The sequence below is a fragment of the Alteraurantiacibacter aestuarii genome (genome assembly GCF_009827405.1).
In the GTDB taxonomy this organism is placed as follows: domain Bacteria; phylum Pseudomonadota; class Alphaproteobacteria; order Sphingomonadales; family Sphingomonadaceae; genus Alteraurantiacibacter; species Alteraurantiacibacter aestuarii.
Genome location: NZ_WTYY01000001.1, coordinates 97,748 through 118,051, shown reverse-complemented (window position 1 = coordinate 118,051; position 20,304 = coordinate 97,748). Strand labels below are relative to the sequence as shown.

Annotated in this window: 18 protein-coding genes and 1 tRNA gene; 14 read left to right on the top strand and 5 right to left on the bottom strand. The window is 61.5% G+C overall.

Translation table 11 applies throughout. The annotated features are described in order from the left end of the window. The first annotated feature begins 78 nt into the window (after positions 1-78). The 5 genes from GRI32_RS00570 to GRI32_RS00550 all read left to right on the top strand — a co-directional run bounded on the left by GRI32_RS00570 (position 79) and on the right by GRI32_RS00550 (position 6,192). Positions 79-1,725 carry an NACHT domain-containing protein gene (locus GRI32_RS00570; protein WP_160589195.1) on the top strand — a complete coding sequence of 549 codons (1,647 nt, stop codon included), beginning with the start codon at positions 79-81 and terminating at the stop codon, positions 1,723-1,725. A 711-nt stretch (positions 1,726-2,436) separates the two neighbouring features. Further along, positions 2,437-3,345 carry a hypothetical protein gene (locus GRI32_RS00565; protein ID WP_160589194.1) on the top strand — a complete coding sequence of 303 codons (909 nt, stop codon included), beginning with the start codon at positions 2,437-2,439 and terminating at the stop codon, positions 3,343-3,345. A 452-nt stretch (positions 3,346-3,797) separates the two neighbouring features. Next, positions 3,798-4,127: a DUF3489 domain-containing protein gene (locus GRI32_RS00560; RefSeq protein WP_237437295.1), complete on the top strand. Its 330-nt coding sequence runs from the start codon at positions 3,798-3,800 to the stop codon at positions 4,125-4,127. After that, the gene (locus tag GRI32_RS00555) at positions 4,127-4,558 is read left to right on the top strand and encodes a DUF2924 domain-containing protein (RefSeq protein ID WP_160589192.1); all 432 of its coding nucleotides are present in this window, start codon (positions 4,127-4,129) and stop codon (positions 4,556-4,558) included. The genes GRI32_RS00560 and GRI32_RS00555 overlap by 1 nt, the downstream gene beginning before the upstream one ends. Beyond that, positions 4,555-6,192, top strand: a complete 1,638-nt coding sequence (locus GRI32_RS00550) for a recombinase family protein (RefSeq protein ID WP_160589191.1) — start codon at positions 4,555-4,557, stop codon at positions 6,190-6,192. The genes GRI32_RS00555 and GRI32_RS00550 overlap by 4 nt, the downstream gene beginning before the upstream one ends. 205 nt (positions 6,193-6,397) lie before the next feature. Here the strand turns inward: GRI32_RS00550 and GRI32_RS00545 are convergent. Then, positions 6,398-6,484: transfer RNA gene (locus GRI32_RS00545), tRNA-Leu, on the bottom strand. Between the two features lie 122 nt (positions 6,485-6,606). Next, positions 6,607-7,443, bottom strand: coding sequence for an MJ0042-type zinc finger domain-containing protein (locus GRI32_RS00540; RefSeq protein WP_160589190.1), 837 nt, complete (start codon positions 7,441-7,443; stop codon positions 6,607-6,609). A 185-nt stretch (positions 7,444-7,628) separates the two neighbouring features. Here GRI32_RS00540 and ftsE point away from each other — a divergent pair, with 185 nt between their 5' ends. The 4 genes from ftsE to GRI32_RS00520 are packed head-to-tail and all read left to right on the top strand — an operon-like array spanning position 7,629 to position 10,514. After that, the gene (gene ftsE, locus GRI32_RS00535) at positions 7,629-8,354 is read left to right on the top strand and encodes a cell division ATP-binding protein FtsE (protein WP_160589189.1); all 726 of its coding nucleotides are present in this window, start codon (positions 7,629-7,631) and stop codon (positions 8,352-8,354) included. Continuing rightward, the gene (locus GRI32_RS00530) at positions 8,351-9,277 is read left to right on the top strand and encodes a cell division protein FtsX (RefSeq protein WP_160589188.1); all 927 of its coding nucleotides are present in this window, start codon (positions 8,351-8,353) and stop codon (positions 9,275-9,277) included. The genes ftsE and GRI32_RS00530 overlap by 4 nt, the downstream gene beginning before the upstream one ends. Next, the gene (locus GRI32_RS00525; protein ID WP_160589187.1) at positions 9,274-9,798 is read left to right on the top strand and encodes an ElyC/SanA/YdcF family protein; all 525 of its coding nucleotides are present in this window, start codon (positions 9,274-9,276) and stop codon (positions 9,796-9,798) included. The genes GRI32_RS00530 and GRI32_RS00525 overlap by 4 nt, the downstream gene beginning before the upstream one ends. Before the next feature lie 14 nt (positions 9,799-9,812). Further along, positions 9,813-10,514 carry a lysophospholipid acyltransferase family protein gene (locus GRI32_RS00520; RefSeq protein ID WP_160589186.1) on the top strand — a complete coding sequence of 234 codons (702 nt, stop codon included), beginning with the start codon at positions 9,813-9,815 and terminating at the stop codon, positions 10,512-10,514. Positions 10,515-10,522: 8 nt separating this feature from the next. Here the strand turns inward: GRI32_RS00520 and GRI32_RS00515 are convergent, their stop codons facing one another. Further along, on the bottom strand, positions 10,523-11,254 hold the full coding sequence (locus GRI32_RS00515) for an Nmad3 family putative nucleotide modification protein (protein WP_160589185.1): 732 nt from the start codon (positions 11,252-11,254) through the stop codon (positions 10,523-10,525). 64 nt (positions 11,255-11,318) lie between these two features. Between GRI32_RS00515 and GRI32_RS00510 the strand changes: the two genes are divergently transcribed. Continuing rightward, on the top strand, positions 11,319-12,212 hold the full coding sequence (locus GRI32_RS00510) for an MBL fold metallo-hydrolase (RefSeq protein ID WP_160589184.1): 894 nt from the start codon (positions 11,319-11,321) through the stop codon (positions 12,210-12,212). Between the two features lie 51 nt (positions 12,213-12,263). Continuing rightward, positions 12,264-15,326 (top strand): bifunctional proline dehydrogenase/L-glutamate gamma-semialdehyde dehydrogenase PutA, encoded by a 3,063-nt coding sequence (putA, locus tag GRI32_RS00505; protein ID WP_160589183.1) that lies wholly within the window; start codon positions 12,264-12,266, stop codon positions 15,324-15,326. Between the two features lie 28 nt (positions 15,327-15,354). Here the strand turns inward: putA and GRI32_RS00500 are convergent, their stop codons facing one another. Next, the gene (locus tag GRI32_RS00500) at positions 15,355-16,338 is read right to left on the bottom strand and encodes a hypothetical protein (protein WP_160589182.1); all 984 of its coding nucleotides are present in this window, start codon (positions 16,336-16,338) and stop codon (positions 15,355-15,357) included. A 144-nt stretch (positions 16,339-16,482) separates the two neighbouring features. Here GRI32_RS00500 and dcd point away from each other — a divergent pair, with 144 nt between their 5' ends. The 3 genes from dcd to GRI32_RS00485 all read left to right on the top strand — a co-directional run bounded on the left by dcd (position 16,483) and on the right by GRI32_RS00485 (position 18,086). Then, a complete protein-coding gene (gene dcd, locus GRI32_RS00495) occupies positions 16,483-17,037 on the top strand; it encodes a dCTP deaminase (protein ID WP_160589181.1) in 555 nt (184 codons plus the stop codon). Between the two features lie 48 nt (positions 17,038-17,085). Then, the gene (locus GRI32_RS00490) at positions 17,086-17,682 is read left to right on the top strand and encodes a nuclear transport factor 2 family protein (RefSeq protein ID WP_237437294.1); all 597 of its coding nucleotides are present in this window, start codon (positions 17,086-17,088) and stop codon (positions 17,680-17,682) included. 116 nt (positions 17,683-17,798) lie between these two features. Continuing rightward, complete coding sequence (locus tag GRI32_RS00485) at positions 17,799-18,086, top strand: hypothetical protein (protein ID WP_160589179.1); 288 nt, start codon at positions 17,799-17,801, stop codon at positions 18,084-18,086. Between the two features lie 59 nt (positions 18,087-18,145). On the opposite strand, the gene GRI32_RS10820 is transcribed toward GRI32_RS00485, so the two are convergent. Further along, positions 18,146-20,293, bottom strand: a complete 2,148-nt coding sequence (locus GRI32_RS10820) for a TonB-dependent receptor (protein ID WP_202385875.1) — start codon at positions 20,291-20,293, stop codon at positions 18,146-18,148. Between the last annotated feature and the right edge of the window lie 11 nt (positions 20,294-20,304).

Below are 20,304 nucleotides of genomic sequence, written 5' to 3'. Positions count from 1 at the left end.
GCCACAGATCGAGACTTTGAAAGGGCAGTACTGCCCCTAATGAGAGCGATATGGCCTAGTCTGGTCCAGGTGCCAGCGATGAAGGCGTATGATCGCAGCGGCGTTGATCTTCTCAGCTTGACTAGCGACGATGAGATCGAATGCGCAGTCCAGTGCAAAGGGTTTTTCAAGGTCGAGGGATTGGCTGATGATCAGTTTGATCCAATCGCTAAGTCGATCAAGAAGTTTCGAGATTCTGGCCTTGAGACCAAAACATATGTTTTGGTCCATAATCAGGATGGGCGTAACCGTGACGTAGCAGAAAAGATTGATCAGCTTCTAGCCGACCTAGTGGCAAGCGGCCGTGCCGACCGAGCGCTTCAGTGGGATAGGCATAAGTTATTCTCTGCTCTGCAGGACGCTCTTTGGAAGATGATTGAAGAGCGAATTAGTCAGCAAGCTGACTTTATGATCAGGCAAGCGGGCATGAATTTTAGCCAGCCTGCTGACATAGTTTCGAAAGTTCCAATACAGCTGTCTTCATTGCACCTGATCCGAGGGTCACGAGCCAGAATTGTCGATGTGGATGAAACATCAACAGAATCCGATCTCGCTGGCATGCTAGATAGAGGAGGTGACCGGTGGGCCGTGTTGACCGGGCTTTTTGGAAGCGGGAAATCCACTTCGTGCCTCAATATCGCCAGGCATGCTCCAAGCCGAGTAATCTACGTTCCTGCTGCAGACATTGAGCCCGAAAAGGGTGGAGTCGGCACACACGTCTTGATGCAAGATATTTTGAAGGCTCTCTCAATTTTCGCAGATTTTGACGAAGATGAGAAAGGCATTTTTGAGCGACTTGCCTCTGCGATGCTTCGCAAGGAACTTTCAGCAAATGATAGCTCTGCGACGCTCATAATTGATGGTTTGGATGAGAACCGATCCCTCGCCGGCCCGTCTGAAATAACAAGATTCGCTAGTGCCTTAGCTGAACTAAGATGCAGGATTCTTTTGAGTACCCGGTCTGAGCATTTCAATGCGTCTTTCGGGAATTATGATCATCTCTTCAATGAACTATCAATGAAAGGAGTCCCGAAGAGAATCCCGGTTCTACATCTTGCCCCCTGGGGCTGGCAGCAAATTATTGCGCTGGTCGAGCAGGTATCAATTCAAGATCCTGAAAACCAGAATTTCTCGGTTTTCCTCGAAGCGGTCCGACAGAGGCAATCGGGAGGATGGGACGCTGAGTTTTTGAGGCACCCTCTTTTTCTTCGCATGACCCTAGACCTAATCGGTGAGGGGATGCACCCTGCCAAGAACAGCTCAGAATTGATCTCCCTCTGGACCGACCAGAAGCTTATCAGAGATTTGAAAGCAGCCCGGGAAACGCCCGTCCCTATTACCGATAGGGACGAGTTTCTGCACTCGATCAGAAATCTAATGGCGGAGGCGGCTGGACTGATGGTCGACACTGACGACAGTGGCCGCATCCAACTCGCCGAAACCATCGATTCGGGCGAAGTGGTTTCAATAGCCCAGCGTATATTCAATACCGCAAGAGTTTCATTGCATTCAATTGCGTCGACTAGTCTTATAGTTCCAGTCGCAGTACGTTACCGAATGAGCGTACCGATGCGCTTCTCGCATCGAGCATTCCAAGAGTACTTTCTTGCTGAGTACTTACAAGGCAAAGGGCTGGATGGCGATGAGTATCCTTTAGCCGTGCAAGAGTATCTGAAAGGGCTGTAGCAAGCGCACAGATTTGAGTTTTCCTTCTGGGATTTGAAATCTGACAGTCAGCCAGAAGATATTAGATTCTCGACACTCGACTAGAGCAGGGACGGGCTGGGCTTGGGCCGATCGCGGACCGTCTGCAATTTTGGCTGACAGCTAGAAACCGGACATTAAGGCGTATGGGGAGAAACTCACGGCAGGAGGTCCAGCATGCCTTTCACCGACGAAGAGAAGCGCGCTTGGCATGAGGAAAAGCGCCGACGTGAAATCAAATCCCAGACAACTTCACGCCCCACCCCCGTGACGGAGTGCATTCATTGCGGTCAGCCCGTCGGCTATGGTGAGGGCTACATATCTGACGATATTTCGCTCTGCGATATATGCGACTGCGACTGATGGGCCGAAAGCGGCTTGACCGCTATGTGGACTCTAGCCTCGAAAGCAGACACATCGTCGTAGGCGGCTGGAATTGGTAGTGAAGCGGCCGTCGCGGCCGTTCGCATGATGTGGTAATTGTCGGGACGAAATGAACCTGCCGCGACGGAAATAGCTGAAAGAGGCCACGCCCAGGCCATAGCGCTCGTTGGTCAACATTCAGTTGGAGAAGCCTGCGGATCGTCGACCGTGTATATCCCTAAAGTTTCTAGCTGCGTGGGCAGAATCGGGCAGATTAATTCGGACCAATCAGCGGGCAGGGATTGCAACGCAGAATGGAGAGCATCAGTCATGCGCCCCGAACGTACTAAGGCCGAAGCTCACTTCGTCACGAAATTTCTGGAGTTTGTTAGGTCTAAGTTCGATGCCAATGCTCACGAGATCGATGGCATCACGGACAAGCCGGATTTGGGCATCTCGTCCGCGGGCCGCGTCATAGGCGTCGAGCTGTCGCAACTCCCCAGCAGTAACATCATGCGTGTGATTAACCGGCAGCTCCCACCCGCACGGGTATCACCCGGAGGCTTGAGGGGCGATCTCGCAATCTACCCACTCGAACCGCACAGGCGGGTTCATGAGGTGGTGAAAAGCAAGAGCGCGAAGGCGTCAGGCTACCGCGCTGCGATCCACGCCGATGAGATTTGGCTCCTTTTGCACAATCACTCGACGATTGATGCATGGCCAATGTCAGGGCCTACAAGACGCCAGTCTCGTGAGGCTGAAGATCTGCTAATGCGGTTCGGCCTCAAGGGACAGAAACACAATTTTGATCGCATATTTTTCATTTATTCAGATGGCGAGACGGTCGAGCTCACAGACGATCGAGCGATACCAAGATCTGTCTCGCTAGCTCACGGCGAAGGATATCCAGCAGTCACCACCTGGCGCTTCTCATTCGGGTTTGAAGTGCCGCGACCAGGCCTTGGCACAAGAGTATATGATTTTCCTGAGATCGAGTTCGCTGAACACCTTGTTGTGCCGAAAGACGATTGGATGGCAGCAAGGCCGGCGCATTATGAACATCTCAATCCAACGGTTTCCGCGTCGGTCAGCGGCCAAGAGGCGACTGTGACTATCCTCATCAATGGCCATCCCCATACACACTCATGGAGTACCTCAGAATGGGTCGGCCAAACGCTCTATGACCATGTGCTTCTGCAGTTCGGAATTCCCAAGTCGACGTTCAATTGGACGGTCTAACGCCATTGTCTGCGCAAACGCTCCGCCTCTCCGATGCTTGAATAAACCAAATCCTGTCGCCGCGTTCCCCCCGCATAGGGGCCCCAACCACACCTGTTGCGCCATGTCCTGAGCGGTGCCCCGAGCGGAACGGCTATCAGCGAATGCAGCGGAAGAAGCCCTATGCCAGCGCCATCAAAAAGGCACTCGGTGAAGTCAGATAGCGGCTGCTTTCGGAATCGCGTTTTGCTTGCGCGAACGGCCGAAATTAGGGCGCAAAGCTGTCATTGGTCGAACGTCGTGCCAAGATCTCCCGTACCCCGACAATCCATTGGACTTCCCTGTCACCGCAAGCATTGGTGCCGTCAGTGAAACGCGGCCCTGAACCAAGGCTGCTGCCCTGACCGATGCGATCGGCAGGGCCTTGGGTGCTGGGAGCAGCGAGGTGCTGCTTCGTCACGGAGTACCACCCGATGATCGATACCGTTGAGAACAAGCCCGCTACGAAGCGCGCTCGCCGCATGGCCCGCGAGCCAAAACCAGCGGGCGAAGTCGCAGATTCTGCGCCCATCCGAACTGCTCAGGTTGAACCGAAGCCTGCCAAGCCGTCCAGCAAGTCCAGCTTGGTGCTTGGAATGCTCCAACGCCCTCAGGGCGCCACGATCGCGCAGATCGTGGCTGCTACCGGTTGGTTGCCGCACACTACCCGAGCCGCACTGACCGGCCTGAAGAAGAAGGGCCATGAGATCACTAGCGAGAAGGCAGAAGGCGAGGAGCGCGTATATCGCGTGGTGGCAGGCTGATGGGACGCCGCGCCTACATTACCCTCGACCGGCTCGCAGAGATGCCAACCGAAGAACTGAAAGCGGAGTGGGCGCGGCGATATGCCGCGCATGCTCCCAGTCTGTCGCCAGACCTGCTGCGACTGGGGATCGCCTATCGGCTGCAGGAGCAAAAGCTCGGCGGCGTGAGCCGCTCGACCAGATCATTACTGCGTGAGCTGGCTGCGCAACCCAAGGATAGGGGACGCAACGGCCTGCCCCCACGCAAGCTTACCATCGGAACCCGGCTGGTGCGCGACTGGCACGGCGCCCGCCACACCGTGACCGTCCTGGAAAATGGCTTTGAGTACGATGGCAAGAAATGGCGATCACTCACCGCGATCGCCAAGGCCATCAGCGGTTCGCATTGCAGCGGCCCGGGGTTCTTCGGCCTGACGGATCCGAAACGATGAAGCTGCTGCGCTGCGCGGTCTACACCCGCAAGTCGACCGAGGACGGGTTGAAGCAGGAGTTCAACAGCCTCGATGCCCAGCGCGAGGCCTGCGAAGCCTACATCCTGAGTCAGCGGCATGAGGGCTGGTCGCTGGTCCCGAACCGTTACGACGATGGCGGGTTCTCGGGCGGAAGCATGCTTCGCCCGGGACTCAAGGCGCTGCTGGCCGATATCGAGGCTGGCCTGGTCGATGTCATCGTCGTGTATAAGGTCGACCGCCTTACTCGCAGCCTCGCCGACTTTGCCAAGATCGTCGAGCAGCTGGATTCCAGGCAGGCGAGCTTCGTATCGGTTACGCAGGCGTTCAATACCACCACCAGCATGGGGAGACTAACGCTCAATGTGCTGCTGTCATTTGCCCAGTTCGAGCGCGAGGTCACCGGCGAGCGGATCCGCGACAAGATCGCCGCTTCCAAAAAGAAGGGTATCTGGATGGGCGGGCCCGTGCCGCTGGGATACGAAGTGATCGATCGTAAGCTGGTTCCAGTGCCCGAAGAGGCCGAGCGGGTGCGCAGGATCATGCGCCGCTATCTCGAGGTCAGATCGGTCCCGGCCCTGATCGGGGTTCTGCACCGTGAGGGTATCGTCACAAAGATCCAGCAGCGTACAAGCGGCCCCCATCGTGGCGGCGTTCCCTTTGGGCGTGGCAGCCTGTTCCACCTGCTCAAGAACCCGATCTACCGCGGCAAGATCGTGCACAAGGGCCATATCCACGAAGGCGAGCAGGAAGCCATCGTGGACGAGCACCTCTGGGATGCGGTGCAGGCGCAGCTCAGTGAGAAAGCACCGCCGAGGAAGCGCCCTACCAATGATCCGCAAAAGGCCATGCTGCGCGGCCTCCTGACCGATCCACATGGACGCCCGATGGTTCCGACTTATGCCACCAAGCGCAGCCGTCGTTATGCCTACTACGAGACCCGCAAGGATTTGGCCCGGCCTGCCGATCCGCCAGCTACCCGGTTCGTGCAGGGCCAACTCGAGCGACATTTGATCGTGCATCTCACCGAGCTGCTCGAAGATGAGCATGCACTGCGCCGACTGTCAGGTATCGAAGAAGCGGGTCACCTGCGGACCATTTTCGAGACTGGTCGGTTGCTTGCCTGTCGGCTCGCGTTCCAAAGTTCGCGCGAAGCAATTTTGCAAGATCTGATCACCGCGTTGCAGGTTCGCGCCGAGCGGATCGAGATCGAGTTGAACTCGGATGCACTTGGGGCCGAGACAGGTGGTAAGCTCGCCTGGAGCATCCCGCTACCAAATCGAAAACCATTCCGCGAGGCCAAGCTCAGGATTGATGCCGAACACCGGGGAAGTATGCCGAATGACAAACTGGTCCAGCTAATCGCCGACGCGCTTGAGGCTCGGCAGCTCGTCATTAACAACCCGAAACTCAGCATCAATCAGGTTGCAAACCAAGAGGGTCGCTGCCGCAAGCAGCTGGCCAAGCTGGTGAGCGTGAGTTGGCTTAGCCCACGTATTGTTGAGTCCATTGCTGCAGGCACCCAGCCCAAAGCGATCAACCGTACCGTGCTGCTCGAGACAGCGCTGCCTGCCGATTGGGCCGATCAGGAAGCTTTGCTCGGCTTTCAAGCCTGAGCGCGATCCACCGCATCTTCCTGAATCCGGGTGGGCGGGGAATTTCCAGACAGAGAATTGGGCTGATGTTGACCGCCCTAAGGCCAAGGCAGCGACGTCTCTCGCCCACGGCTCAGAATTTCATGGCACCAAACCGCGCAGAACTGCGCCACTTCCGCGCTGCAGGATGCCCGAAGGCAAAATCATGTCTGCTTGTCTGACTGTTTGGTGCGGTCGAGAAGACTCGAACTTCCACGGGCTTTCGCCCACAACGACCTCAACGTTGCGCGTCTACCAGTTCCGCCACGACCGCACATCGATAAACAAGCGGCCAAATCGCGCGCTCGTCTGGTAGGAGCGCGCCCTTAGCAAAGGCCCCCCGAACCTGCAAGCGCCCTGCAAGCCCGGTGAAAACTAGTTTTCGTGCAGGGTGGCCTACTCGGCCTTCCAGCCGATTTCGGCCATGCGGGCGGAGCGCGGAACATCGGTGACCGCCTGCGTCACGCTGACGCTTTCCCCCGGCCCCAGGCTGCTTTGCGGAGAGCGCACTTCCAGCTCGAAAACCTTGCGGTCGCGCGCATCGCGCAGCACCACCAGCACCGGCGGCACGCTGCGCGCGACATTGCCGATATTGGTGATCGTGCCGTTGATGGCGAAATATTCGATGCCGCTGGGCATTTCGCGCTTTTCCTGCTGGTCGATCGGGAAATCGAGCTGCAGGTCCGGCTCTCCCACCGCGAAATCGGGCCGTGTCACCGGCACCCAGTCCGGCAGGCCCCAGTAACTCACGGCAAAGATCAGCGCGGCTGCGAAGATGGCAAAGATGGCCGCGGCCCAGGTCCACACTTTCAGCCAGTTGCGGCGGCGGCGGAACGGCGGCTGGGCATCGAAGGCGGAACCCGGCAGATCATCGTGCGCGGGGATGTGCACCTGCTCTATCGGCGGCGGCGGCACATCGTCACGGCCCAACGGAGGCTCACCCTCGTCGCGGGCCGTCTCGTCGGCAAAAGGAGCACGTGCGGCGGGAGGCGGCGGTGCTGCTCGCTGTGCGGGCGGCGGGGGAGCAGGTTCGGGCTTAGGTTCCGGCCTTGGTTCCGGCTCCTGCTCTGGCGGGGCAGCTGCCGTCGATGCGCCTTCTGCCAGTTCCAGCGCCGGCCCATCCTGGAACCAGCTGTGCCGGCATTTGGCGCAGCGTACCGTCCGCCCGTCAACACCTATGGCACTGTCGGGAACAACGTAGCGCGTTGCGCAGGCGGGACACTCGATAATCATCGTCGCGTTGATTCCTAGGGAAGCGCGAGACAACCAACAAGCTGTGGAGCAAGTTTGTTGCGGCGGTCCGTGGCTTTTTTCCACATCGAACACCAGCTATAGGCTGTGCCGATGATCGCTTCGCGCCTAGTTTGCCTCCAAATCCGGGTTCATGACGTCAATTTCGAAAGGGCTGGAAGGCCGGCATGAGCGCGGAAACAGACAGCATCGTCCAGTTTGACAATGTCGGGCTGCGTTACGGCACCGACCGGGAAGTGCTGAGCGACATCAGTTTCACGCTCTATCCCGGCAGCTTCTATTTCCTGACCGGCGCCAGCGGCGCGGGCAAGACCTCCATGCTCAAGCTGCTGTATCTGGCGCAGCGCCCATCGCGCGGAATGATCCGCATGTTCGGGCATGATGTGATCACCCTGCCGCGCAGCCGCCTGCCCGCCTTCCGCCGCAGGATCGGCACGGTGTTCCAGGATTTCCGCCTCGTCCCGCATCTTTCCGCCTTTGACAATGTGGCGCTGCCGCTGCGCATTTCGGGCATGAGCGAGGGCGAGATTCGCAAGCCGGTGACCGACATGCTCAATTGGGTGGGCCTGGAGCACCGGTCCCATGCGCGGCCAGAAACGCTTTCCGGCGGGGAGCAGCAGCGCGTGGCCATTGCCCGCGCGGTGATCGCCCGGCCTGAAATACTGGTGGCGGATGAGCCGACGGGCAACGTCGATCCGGAAATGGCGCTCAAGCTGCTGCGCCTGTTCGAAGCGCTCAACCGGCTGGGCACCACCGTGGTGGTGGCGACCCACGATGTGCATCTGCTGCGCAAGGTCCCCGATTCGCTGATCATGCGGCTGGACAAGGGGCGGCTGTCCGATCCCACCGGCGCGCTGCGCTATCCGCCCCGGCGGGAGGCGGCCGCGCCATGAGTTCACCTTCCTTCCTCCACCGCCGCAGCGGCGGCAAGCTGGGTGGCAGCGCGCGAATCCTGCCGCAAGCGCGGCTGGCGGGGCCGATGCCGTGGGTCATCGCCATCATGATCGCGCTGACGGTGATCGCGGCGGCGGCAGGGCTGGCGCTGAGCAATCTGGCAGACAATGCGCGTTCGGAGATTTCCGGCGGGCTGACCGTGCAGATTGTCGAAGGCGCCCCGGCAGACCGCGACCGTCAGGCTGAAACCGCCGTGGCCATGCTGTCCAACAGGGACGATGTGGACGAGGTCCGCCGCGTGCCCGATGCGGAGCTGGCCGCCCTGCTGGAACCCTGGCTGGGTGAGGCGGCGGGTGCTGATGAAGACAATGCCATTCCCACGCCCGCGCTGATCGACGTGCGGCTGAAAGGCGCAGTCACGCCAGAGCGGCTGGCAGGCATTGCCCGCGCGCTGGAGGCCGGCGTGCCATCGGCGCGGGTCGATGCCCAGGCCAGCTGGCTTGGCCCGGTATTCGAAGCGATCAGCTCGCTGCAATATCTCGCCATCGGGCTGGTGGTGTTGCTGGCTGCGACCAGCGCCGCAGCCGTGTGGCTGGCGGCGCGCAGCGCATTGGGCTCCAACCGGGAGGTGATCGAGGTCATCCACCATCTGGGCGGTTCGGACGGACAGATCGCCGGGATCTTCCAGCGCTCCATCGGTATGGACGCGCTGACAGGCGGACTTGCCGGACTGGCAATGGGCCTGGCCGCGGTATTGCTGCTGGGCCAGCAATTCTCCGGTCTTGGTTCGGGCCTTGTTGCAGGGGGCGGACTGGAAGTGACCGACTGGGCCATGATCGCCGCCATTCCGCTGATCGGCACGGTGCTGGCCATCGTCACCGCGCGCCTTACCGTGACCTCCGCGCTCAAGGGCATGTTGTGATCCGCCGGGTCCTGTCTGTGGTGCTGCTCGGCTGGGCTCTGGGCTTTGTGTGGTTTGCCATGGCGCTGCCCCAGCCGGCGGGGAATGAGCGGACAGATGCTATCGTGGTGCCCACCGGCAGTGGTGGGCGCATCCAGCGCGGGCTGGAGCTGCTGCGGCTTGGTGCGGCAGAGCGGATGCTGGTGACCGGCGTGGATATCGATGTGCGCCCGGCTGAATTTGCCGCCCAGTTCAATGTCGAGGACCGGCTGATGGATTGCTGCATCACGCTGGGGTTCAGCGCGCTCGACACACGCGGCAATGCGCGCGAGACGGCGAAGTGGATGGCCGATCAGGGATATGTCTCGCTGCGGCTGGTCACCAGCGACTGGCATATGCAGCGCACGGCGGTGGAGCTGAAAGATCGTCTGCCGGACAATGTCAGCGTATTGCGCGATGCGGTGCATACCGAACCGTCGCTGAAAACGCTGTTTCTGGAATATCACAAGCTGGCAGCCGCCTGGCTGCTGTCACTTACCTGAGGTATTGGCGCGCAATGCATGTTCTCCGCAGCCTGATCTTCTACGTCGCCTTTTACGGCGGATCGGTGTTCCACGTGCTGGGCGCAATGATAGCGCTGCGTGTGGCGCCGCGTTGGCTGCGGCCGATCTGCGACGCATGGTCCGGGTGGCATCACTGGTGCGTGGAGAACCTGCTGGGCATCCGGATAGAGATCACCGGCATCAACCCAAAGGGCGTGGCGCTGTTCGCGATCAAGCACGAATCCTTCTTCGAAGCGATCGAAGTGCCGCATCTGTTCAACCATCCCGCAGGCTTCGCCAAGCAGGAGCTGTTCGACATTCCGGGATGGGGCAAGGTGGCGGCGGCCTATGGCGCGATCCCTGTCGCCCGGGACGAAGGCGCCAAGGCCCTGCGCACCATGTTGAAGGATGCGCGCATGCATATTGCGGCGGGCCGCCCGATGATCATCTTTCCCGAAGGCACGCGCGTGCCGCCGGGGCAGCGCCCTGAATTGCAGGCGGGATTTGCCGCCTTGTACAAGATGCTGAAACTGCCGGTGATCCCGGTGGCGGTGGAGAGCGGGCGAGTATATGAAACGATGTGGAAGAGGCCCGGCGTGATCCGCGTCCATTTTGGCGAACCGATCGAGACCGGCCTCTCGCGCGAGGAGATTGAGGACCGCACCCGCGCGGCGATCAATATCTTCAACGGGCCGCAGGAAACCCCCGACGCCTAGCTCTCTCGCTAGCTCATCAGCGCAAGCATCCGGTGCGCCCATTCATGCGCGTCCGCATCGCCTGCATCGCCGACCCCGATATCGGCCACGAATTCCTGCCCGCGCGACACGCTCTGCAAAATGCCGTCGCCGTGCCAGCGATCTGCCCGGCCATGATAGCTGAGGCCGCTGCGCTCCATCCATGCGGGAACACGCCACAGGCTCGGCGGTCCATCCTCCACGCTCAGGCGCAGTTCGGCGTGGCTGCTGCGGGCCGTTCCTCCCGGCCCGCAATAGATCGCATCGTTGGCGCCATGGGCGGCCAGTGCATGGGGATGACCCAGCGCGCGCAGATCCTCCATCGCAGGCTCCCCGCTGCGGACCACGTCGTCCACCCACAGCCAGCCGAAGATGCGGTGGTGCGCCCTTTCCCTGCCCTGCCTGAAGAGCCCGAAGAAGATGAACAGGTCGCCCGCCCCCACGCCGCAGTTTTCAAGGTGGCTTTGGGCCGCGCCGCATTGGCCGAACAGGCAGGTGCCATCGGGCAGGAACATCGGATCGTGATGGGCCAGGTCCGCCGCGCCCAGTCTTCCGCGGCTCGCCAGCGCGGCGTGATCCGCCAGCCCCAGATCGCCATAGGGAACGCCCGGCCTGCCCTCACCAGCGGGAATCGGCAGGCTGACCGGAATGCCCTCCACAATCGGGGACGGTCCACCACCGGAAGCGGAATCGAAGCCCTTGCGAGAGAGGATGATCTTCATGTCGCAAACACGCCTAGCGCGGCTGCGGCTTGCGCACTAGGATCACTTCCCGAGGGAGAGACAAATGAAGCCGATCCAGCTTGGCCGGATGACGGTCCACAAGATCCATGAGATGGATTCGCCAACCCCGATGCTGGCGCAGTTGCCCGGCGCAACGGCGGCGGATCTGGCACGGTTGAAAACCTGGTACACGCCCAGCGATGACGAGCTGACCGACGATCCGGAAACCAGCTGCATGACCTTTGGCCTGCACAGCTTCGTGATCGAGGTGGATGGCAAGCGCATATTGGTGGACAGCTGCTGCGGCAATCACAAGAATCGCTCGCTGCCCGAAGTGCACCAGCTGGACACACGATATCTGGAAAACCTGCGCACGGCGGGTTTCGCGCCCGAAGATATCGACATGGTCATGTGCACGCACCTGCACTTCGATCATGTCGGCTGGAACACGAAGCTGGAGAACGGCAAATGGGTGCCGACCTTCCCCAATGCCCGCTATCTGTTCGGCAAGAAGGATTACGATTACTTCGTCACCAATCCTGAAGGGGAGGAAATCCACCAGGAAGCCTTCCTCGATTCGATCGTGCCGATCATGGATGCCGGCAAGGGCGAGCTGGTGGACGAGGATTTCATCGCCCACCGCGAGATTGGCGACGGCGTGTGGCTGGAGCCTGCTTTTGGCCATTCGCCGGGCTGCTGCACCATCAATGCCGAGGCTGGCGGCCCGCCTGCGATCTTCTGGGGCGATGTGATCCACCACCCGTTGCAGATGATCCGCTATGACCTGCCCTTCGCCTTCGATGCCGATCCGCCGCAGGCCAGCGCCACGCGCCAGCGGGTGATGAAGCGCGCCGCCGAAGGGGACCTGTTGTGCTTCCCCGCCCATTTCCGCCTCAATTCCGCAGGCCGGGTGAAGGTAGACGGCGATGCCTATCGCTATGAATGGGTGGCGGAATAAGCCCCGCATTCGTCATTCCCGATCCGGCGCGAATGACGGTATGATGCGCGAATGACGATCGACCGTTCAGCCCTGCGCGCCGCCTATCGCATGGAAGAGGCGTCCTGCCTGTTCCAGCGCATGGATCAGGCGGCGCAGGCATCGGCGCTGCACGGTGAGGCTGCCGCAATGGCCGCGCGGCTGATCGAAGGCGCCCGCGCACGCACCAGCGGCGGGCTGGACGCATTCCTCCATTCCTATGGCCTCGGCACGCAGGAGGGGATCGCGCTGATGTGTCTGGCAGAGGCGCTGCTGCGTGTGCCCGATGCCGAAACCGCCGATGCGCTGATCCGCGACAAACTGGCCGGGATCGACTGGGCCGAGCATCTGGGGGAGAGCAGTTCCACCTTCGTCAATGCCGCCACATTCTCGCTCATGCTGTCAGGCGAAGTGCTGCGCGGCGGATCGCGGGAGGAGGCAGGCCTTGCCAATGCGCTGCGCCGCGCGGCGGGCCGTCTGGGTGAGCCGGTCATCCGCCAGGCAGTGTTGCAGGCGATGAAGATACTGGGCGGGCAATTCGTGTTCGGGCGGACCATGGACGAGGCGCTGAAACGCGCCGCGCCCGAACGCGCGCAGGGCCTGTCCCACAGCTTCGACATGCTGGGTGAGGCGGCCATGACCTTCGCCGATGCCAGCCGTTACCGCGATGCCTATGCCACGGCGATTGCGCGGCTGGCGAAGGAGCCGGGCGGCGTGCGGGGCGGGCCGGGAATATCGGTGAAGCTCTCCGCGCTCTATCCGCGCTATGATTTCCTTCACGGCGATGCAGCCAAGGCCGCACTGGTGCCGATCCTGACCGATCTGGCCCGTGCCGCGCGCGATGCCGATATCCACCTCACCGTGGATGCGGAGGAGGCCGACCGGCTAGAACTCTCGCTCGACATCATCGAGGCTGTGGTCGGCAATGACGAGCTGTTCTCCGGCGGCTGGGATGGTTTTGGACTGGCGCTGCAGGCCTATCAGAAACGCGCCGTCCCGCTGTGTGACTGGGTGGCACAACTGGGGCGCCAGCACAGCCGCCGCCTCATGGTGCGGCTGGTCAAGGGTGCCTATTGGGACAGTGAAATCAAGGCTTCGCAGGTGGGCGGATTTGCCGATTACCCGGTGTTCACCCGCAAGCTGGCGACCGATGTCTCCTACCTCGCCTGCGCGGAGCAGCTGTTTGCGGCCAGCGATGCGATCTATCCCGCTTTCGCCACGCATAATGCCTACACAATCGGCGCGGTGAAGGCGCTCTCTGCCGGACGTGATTTCGAATTCCAGCGCCTCCACGGCATGGGCGAGGATGTCTATGCAGAGCTGGCCGCAGCGGAAGACCAGCCGACGCCGGTGCGCATCTATGCCCCTGTTGGCGGTCACAAGGACCTGCTCGCCTATCTGGTCCGGCGCCTGCTGGAAAACGGGGCCAACTCCAGCTTCGTCAACCGCATGGCCGATGCCGATGTTCCGGTGGCGGAGCTGACGCGCGATCCGGTGAGCCAGCTTGCAGCCACGCAGCCCATGCGCAATCCAGCCATCCCGCTGCCCGCGCATATCTATCCCAACCGGCGCAACAGCGCGGGCGTCGATCTGGCCGATCCGCTGGTGTGCGAGGATTTGCAGGCCAGGCTGGAGCAATTGGCAGGCGCGCAATGGGGCGATGACGGCGAGCCTGTTCGATCACCGCAGGATGGCAGCCTTGTGGGCCGGGCGCAGACCGCCTCCCCGGATGAGATCGACAGTGCCCTCACTCAGGCGCGCGCTGCCCAGCCGGCGTGGGATGCGCTGGGCGGCATTGAGCGCGCCGCCATGCTCGACCGTGCGGCAGACCTGTTCGAAGCACACACCGCCGAATTCATCAGCTTGTGCCAGCGCGAGGCGGGCAAGACGCTGGCAGACAGCGTGCTGGAACTGCGCGAGGCGGTGGATTTCCTGCGCTATTATGCGTGCGAGGCGCGGATGCTGTTTGCCGCCCCGCAGCCCTTGCCCGGCCCGACCGGAGAGGAGAATTTGCTGCGCCTGCATGGCCGGGGGGTGTTTGCCACCATCGCCCCGTGGAATTTCCCGCTGGCGATCTTCATCGGCATGGCCAGCGCGGCGATGGCGGCAGGCAATACGGTGATCGCCAAGCCAGCCGAGCAGACCCCGCTGATCGCCAGGCTGGCGGTGAAGCTGTGCCATCAGGCGGGCATTCCGGCGGATGTGCTGCAACTGGCCATCGGCGATGGCCGTGTGGGCGCGGCGCTCACCTCCGATCCGCGCATTTCAGGTGTCGCCTTCACCGGCTCCACCGTCACGGCGCAGGCGATCAACCGCGCCATGGCCGCGCGCGAAGGTCCGATTGGCAGGCTGATTGCCGAAACCGGCGGTCAGAACGCCATGATCGTCGACAGCTCCGCCCTGCCCGAACAGGTGACGCGCGATGTCATGTCGTCCGCCTTCCAGAGCGCGGGCCAGCGCTGCTCCGCCCTGCGCGTGCTCTACCTGCAGGAGGATGTGGCAGACACCATGCTGGCGATGATCCGGGGCGCGTTCGAAGCGCTGGTGATCGGCGATCCCGCACAGCTGGCAACCGATGTCGGCCCGGTGATCGATGCCGAGGCCAGGCAGGCGCTCGACGTGCATGTCGAAGCCATGCGCACAGCTGGTTTTGCCATGTGGCAGCGCGACTTGCCGCCGCAAACCGCGCAGGGCCATTTCGTCCCGCCCACCATCATCGAAGTTGGTTCCATCACGGATGTGGGCGAGGAGCACTTCGGCCCCGTCCTGCACATCGCGCGCTTTCCTTCAGGCGGGCTGGAGCAGGTGATCGCCGATATCAACGCCACCGGATTTGGCCTGACGCTGGCCCTGCACAGCCGCATCGAAGCCGCTCGAAAGCTGGTGGAGAACAAGGCGCGGGTGGGCAATATCTACGTCAATCGCAACCAGATCGGCGCGGTGGTGGGCAGCCAGCCGTTCGGCGGCGAAGGCCTGTCAGGCACCGGCCCCAAGGCAGGCGGCCCGCATTACATCACCGCCTTTGCCACGGAACGGGTGACCTGCGTGGATACGACCGCAGCGGGAGGCAATGCCAGCCTGCTGGCGGGGGGTTAGCCCGCCAGCCTGCAACTTCAGCCTGCCGTCAGCGGCGAATGCCGAGACCGCCGATTATATAGCTGCGTTCCGCACCACCACTGACCGGATCGATTTCGCTCAGGACCATGACGAACCCGGTCTCGATACCTTGCGGACCATAGAAGCCGCCCGAAAGCGTGATCCCGTAGACCCCTGTGGGATCATTGGAGGCTGCATAGCCTGCGGCATCGTCTCCCACGGCCGGAAAGGCCGGGAACTCGATCGGCCCGATCGTGGTCTCGGCACCAGTCGCATCACGACGAGTGATGAACAGCGAAATGTTGACTTCACCGGTCTGCACATTGCCGGTGATCGTGCCTGAACCACCCACAATCTCACCGGTGACAAAGCCTGATTGTGCCGGGTTGTTCTCAATGAAAACTCCCCCAATACCCACTTGGTCATACACGACCGTCGTGGTCGCCGGCTCGTCATCGGGATCCGTCTGCACGCCGAAACTGCAAAGCCCGTTTTCGCCGACCACATAGCGCGCACCGCGCGCATATGTTGCCGCCGTACCGTTTATCATCGGCGTAAGTGTAGTGAAGCTCCTCAACTGCCCTGTTGTTCCAACTTCATATAGCGTTTCTTCGCTTGATTGCTGGACAATATCAGCTGGTGTGAAGGTCTGCATGAATGCGTTGTCGATCGACTTGACTGTCCAGCTATCGGTGGCGGCGCTGTAGTTGATAGTACCGGGCAGGTCGAAACGGTTCGACAGCAAGCCAATCGGCGGACGCCCGCCGGAAGGACCAAACTCGACACAGGCGGTGAAGAAATCCTGATCGCCGGTTAGTTGGTCATAGGTGTCGTAGCTGAAAGTCGGTGTCGGGCTAGGCGTCGGCGTGCTCGTCGCGGTCGGGCTGGGGGTTGGCGTTCCCCCTGTCGGGCCCGATGGACCATCCTCCCCACCGCAGGAAGACAACACCAAAAGCGCGGCAATCGCCGTCGCAGAAGCACTCCGGTTCCTCATATACCCCCCATATTCCATATACTTAGAAAGAGGGTGTAACCAGCGATCCCGCAATTGGGAAGACCCCTGCCCTGATTGTCATTATTTCACGTCGCTTGGCATACCGGTGGATAAGCCCCAAGCGCGCTTGCCCTTCCGGTGCCACTCGGGAATCCCTCTTCCATGACAATTCTTTCCGACAAGTGGATTCGCGAAAAGGCCCGCAGCGAAGGTATGATCGAGCCGTTCGTGGAAGCGCAGCGGCGCGATGGCTGCATCTCCTACGGTCTGAGTTCATTCGGCTATGACGCGCGCGTGGCGCCGGAGTTCAAGATCTTCACCAATGTGAACTCCGCCGTGGTCGATCCCAAGGATTTCGATGGCGACAGCCTAGTGGACCGCGAGACCGACGTCTGCATCATCCCGCCCAACTCCTTCGCCCTCGCCCGCACGGTCGAATATTTCCGTATCCCGGAAGATGTGCTGGTGATCTGCCTGGGCAAGAGCACCTATGCTCGCTGTGGCATCATCGTGAACGTCACCCCGCTGGAGCCGGGCTGGGAAGGCCATGTGACGCTGGAATTTTCCAACACCACGCCGCTGCCCGCCAAGATCTATGCCAACGAGGGGGCCTGCCAGTTCCTGTTCCTGCAGGGCAATGAGCGGCCTGAGGTTACCTATGCTGACCGCGCAGGCAAATATATGGGCCAGCGCGGCGTTACCCTGCCCAAGCTCTAGGCAATTGATGCAGGCATTTTAGTAATGACGGGCCGGGAGGGGAAACGGATGACCACCACCAAGGAATTGTGCGAGCGGCTCGATGCGCTCGAAAAGAAGGCGCGCATTGCCGAGGACTATGTCGCAATCGCCAATCTGCAGGCCGCCTATGGCTATTACGTGGACAAGGGATTGTGGGACAAGGCGGCGGACCTGTTTGCCAGCGATGGCACGCTGGAGATCGCCGGGCGCGGTGTTTATGTCGGGCAGGACCGGGTGCGGCAATATCTGCACCAGCTGCCCGAATATGGCGACGGCACCATCTTCAACCACATGCAGTTGCAGCCGGTGATCCATATCGACAGCGAGGCGGGCACAGCCAAGGGCCGCTGGCGCACGCTGATGATGGTGGGGTTCCTGAACAAGGAAGGCCGCTGGGGCGAAGCGACCTATGAAAACGCCTATGTTCGCGAAGGCGAGAAATGGCGCATCGCATCGCTGCACGGCATCATCAATTTCTACTGCGAGTATGATGAAGGCTGGCATCGCGGCGGCGTGCCCCTGCTGCGGTCGACTGCCGGAATCGCGCCCGATCTGCCGCAGAGCTTCGAGTATGAAGCGCATCCCAAGGCCGTGATCGCGCCCTTCCATTATGACGAAGTATAGGCTGGCCTGAGACCGCAGAATTTCGGGAAGAAACCCCCTGGGCGCAAGGCGATTGCCAGCGCATTCGGGAACCGCACGCCTCCATCGGCAGTTTAAGGCCAATAATGGAGGATCGCATGACTGAAGAACGCATTACCGAAACCCACGATCAGGCTGGCAATACCCACACCACCATCGTTCGCGACACGCCGCAAAGCAGCAGCGGCGGAGCGGGCAAGTGGATCGTCATTCTCATTGTTCTGATGGCCGTTGTCGCAGCGGCCTATTTCATTGCGCAGGGTTCTGGCGCGGAAATAGCCAAGGATAACGCCATCGGCGAAGCGGCCGGCCAGGTGGGCGAGGCAGCCCAGCAGGTTGGCAATGCCGTGGAAGACGTGGCCGACAACGTTACCGGCGACGAATAGAGCGGCAAACGGGGCGGCCTGTAAACCGCCCCGCAAGCCTCAGGACCTGCGCATGACCGTCACAGGCTCATCCGCAGGCTCAGCTTGAAATTGCGTCCGGCCAGCGGCACGAAATCCTTGGTGAAGCTGGCCGCACGGCGTCCCTCGACATCGAACACATTGTCCACCTGCGCCAGCAGCGTCACATTATTGCTGCCTTCCAGCGGGTGCCACGCCAGCGACAGGTTCACGAAAGTGAAGGCGTCTGTCGGCGTTTCCAGCGGCGATATACGGTTTTGCTTGGCTGACCACTGCACTTCGGCGCGCCCGTCAAAATGGCCCATCTGCGCTTCCAGTGCGCCCAGCAAGCTGACCGGCGGCATGCGCGGCACCGGCGTTCCATCGCCCAGCGTTGCGCGCACATAATCACCGCGCAGATCAGCCAGCAGGGTCAGGTCATCTGATTCGTAGAAGGGCATGGTCACCTCGCCCTCCACCCCGAACTGCTTGGCGTCCTGTTGCAGGAACTGATAAACCGGCAGTCCGGCCATTTCCGTGCCCGTTTCGGCCAGGAAGATAAATCCGCTGAAATCATTGCGATAGATGCTGGCCGATAGTCTGGCAGGGCCGATGTCGCCGCGAAGATAGGCTTCCATCCCCCACGAACTTTCCGTGCCGAGCGCGGGATTGCCGACTTCATATTGCTGGGTGGCGACATGCGGCCCGTCGGCGAACAGTTCCTGCGACGATGGCGCCCGCTCGGCCCGCGACAGGTTAATGCCAACCCGCAGCCTGTCGACCACTTCATAGGATGCGCCCACAGCGCCCGAAAGCGTATCGAAATCGCTGCTTTGTCCGGTGGTCGTCACATCGATGGTCGTGCGCTCATACCGACCGCCCAGTTCCACTTCGATGGGATCGAAGTCGAGTTCCTGGACCGCAAACAGGGCGAATGTGTCGGTCTGGTTCGGCGGCACGAAGGCCTCCGCTCCGGTAGCCACGAAATCGGTGTGCGAATATTGCCCGCCGACAGAGCCCTGCCATGCGCCCCGGCGCGACTGGACCAGTTCGACCCGGCCCTCCACGCCCTCGACATCGAACACGGTGCCAATCTCGTCGCCTTCGAATTCGGTGTGAGTATAATTGCTGTATCCCCAGCGCGTGCGCACTTCATCAAAGAAGCCATCGCCCAGATCGAGCACGCCGCGCAGATCGCCGCGATATTGCTTCATGCCGATGGTGACGGGGCCCTCCTCCTCCACCACAGGTTCAGCGTCCATCTCGTCCGCGCCATGTGCGTGGCCGCCGCCGGGGCGCTCTGGCACGCCGTAACTGGTGTCATAATAGCCGAAGGACACGCCCAGCTCACTGTTGCCGGAAAAGAACGCGATGCCGGTGCCAAGGCTGGTGGTCTTGGTGGCGCTGTTGGGCAGGGTGCCGCTTTCATTGGCGGTATCGCGCAGCTCTGCCGCCTCATCCAGATGGCCTTCCTCCTCCTCTTCATCCGCGCTGGCCAGCAATTCGCTGCGCAGGGCGGGGGCAAGGACATAGTCGGCGATGTCGACATCGCCGGTGCGGTGATGCGATGCGTCGACATGGAAGGCGACGTTCTGGCCCAGCGGCACGTCGAGCGACAGGCCGCCCTCGCGCCGGTTATAGGCGCTGTCCACGCCGATCAGCGCATCGACATGCACAGGCTCATCGGGCACGCGCGGGGGAATGCGCTTGGTGATCACATTGACCGCGCCGCCAATCGCCTGACTGCCGTATAGCAGCACGGCTGGCCCGCGCAGAACCTCTATCCGCTCGGCGATCAGCGGATCCGTGGTCACGGCATGATCGGCAGAAGTGCTGGAAGCATCGATCGAGCCGACGCCATCGGTCAGCACGCGCACCCGCTCTCCGCCAAAACCGCGCAGGATCGGACGCGAGGCGCCGGGCGAGAAGCTTGATGCGGTGACGCCCGGCAGCTTGGCCAGCACTTCACCCACCTGCGAATCCAGATTGCGCTGGAGTTCCACGCCATCAAGGACCGACGTGCCGGCCAGCAGATCCAGCCTGTCCAGGCCGGCCGCGGTCACCACGATGGTGTCATGAAAGTCATCGCCGCCGGGCTCCACGCGACCAGTGCCCGCTTGCGCGCCATCATCCTGCGCCGATTGGGCATGCGCAGGAAGGGCGACGAGCATGGCTGCCGAAAGAAGCAGCGAAGTCTTCATACGATTCATTGATTTGCTAT

What these genes read in the sequence shown, in the direction of transcription:
- GRI32_RS00570 (WP_160589195.1), top strand. Translation starts at nt 79, where the DNA reads ATGAAGGCGTATGATCGCAGCGGCGTTGATCTTCTCAGCTTGACTAGC.
- GRI32_RS00565 (WP_160589194.1), top strand. Translation starts at nt 2,437, where the DNA reads ATGCGCCCCGAACGTACTAAGGCCGAAGCTCACTTCGTCACGAAATTT.
- GRI32_RS00560 (WP_237437295.1), top strand. Translation starts at nt 3,798, where the DNA reads ATGATCGATACCGTTGAGAACAAGCCCGCTACGAAGCGCGCTCGCCGC.
- GRI32_RS00555 (WP_160589192.1), top strand. Translation starts at nt 4,127, where the DNA reads ATGGGACGCCGCGCCTACATTACCCTCGACCGGCTCGCAGAGATGCCA.
- GRI32_RS00550 (WP_160589191.1), top strand. Translation starts at nt 4,555, where the DNA reads ATGAAGCTGCTGCGCTGCGCGGTCTACACCCGCAAGTCGACCGAGGAC.
- GRI32_RS00540 (WP_160589190.1), bottom strand. Translation starts at nt 7,443, where the DNA reads ATGATTATCGAGTGTCCCGCCTGCGCAACGCGCTACGTTGTTCCCGAC.
- ftsE (WP_160589189.1), top strand. Translation starts at nt 7,629, where the DNA reads ATGAGCGCGGAAACAGACAGCATCGTCCAGTTTGACAATGTCGGGCTG.
- GRI32_RS00530 (WP_160589188.1), top strand. Translation starts at nt 8,351, where the DNA reads ATGAGTTCACCTTCCTTCCTCCACCGCCGCAGCGGCGGCAAGCTGGGT.
- GRI32_RS00520 (WP_160589186.1), top strand. Translation starts at nt 9,813, where the DNA reads ATGCATGTTCTCCGCAGCCTGATCTTCTACGTCGCCTTTTACGGCGGA.
- GRI32_RS00515 (WP_160589185.1), bottom strand. Translation starts at nt 11,254, where the DNA reads ATGAAGATCATCCTCTCTCGCAAGGGCTTCGATTCCGCTTCCGGTGGT.
- GRI32_RS00510 (WP_160589184.1), top strand. Translation starts at nt 11,319, where the DNA reads ATGAAGCCGATCCAGCTTGGCCGGATGACGGTCCACAAGATCCATGAG.
- putA (WP_160589183.1), top strand. Translation starts at nt 12,264, where the DNA reads ATGACGATCGACCGTTCAGCCCTGCGCGCCGCCTATCGCATGGAAGAG.
- GRI32_RS00500 (WP_160589182.1), bottom strand. Translation starts at nt 16,338, where the DNA reads ATGGAATATGGGGGGTATATGAGGAACCGGAGTGCTTCTGCGACGGCG.
- dcd (WP_160589181.1), top strand. Translation starts at nt 16,483, where the DNA reads ATGACAATTCTTTCCGACAAGTGGATTCGCGAAAAGGCCCGCAGCGAA.
- GRI32_RS00490 (WP_237437294.1), top strand. Translation starts at nt 17,086, where the DNA reads ATGACCACCACCAAGGAATTGTGCGAGCGGCTCGATGCGCTCGAAAAG.
- GRI32_RS00485 (WP_160589179.1), top strand. Translation starts at nt 17,799, where the DNA reads ATGACTGAAGAACGCATTACCGAAACCCACGATCAGGCTGGCAATACC.
- GRI32_RS10820 (WP_202385875.1), bottom strand. Translation starts at nt 20,293, where the DNA reads ATGAATCGTATGAAGACTTCGCTGCTTCTTTCGGCAGCCATGCTCGTC.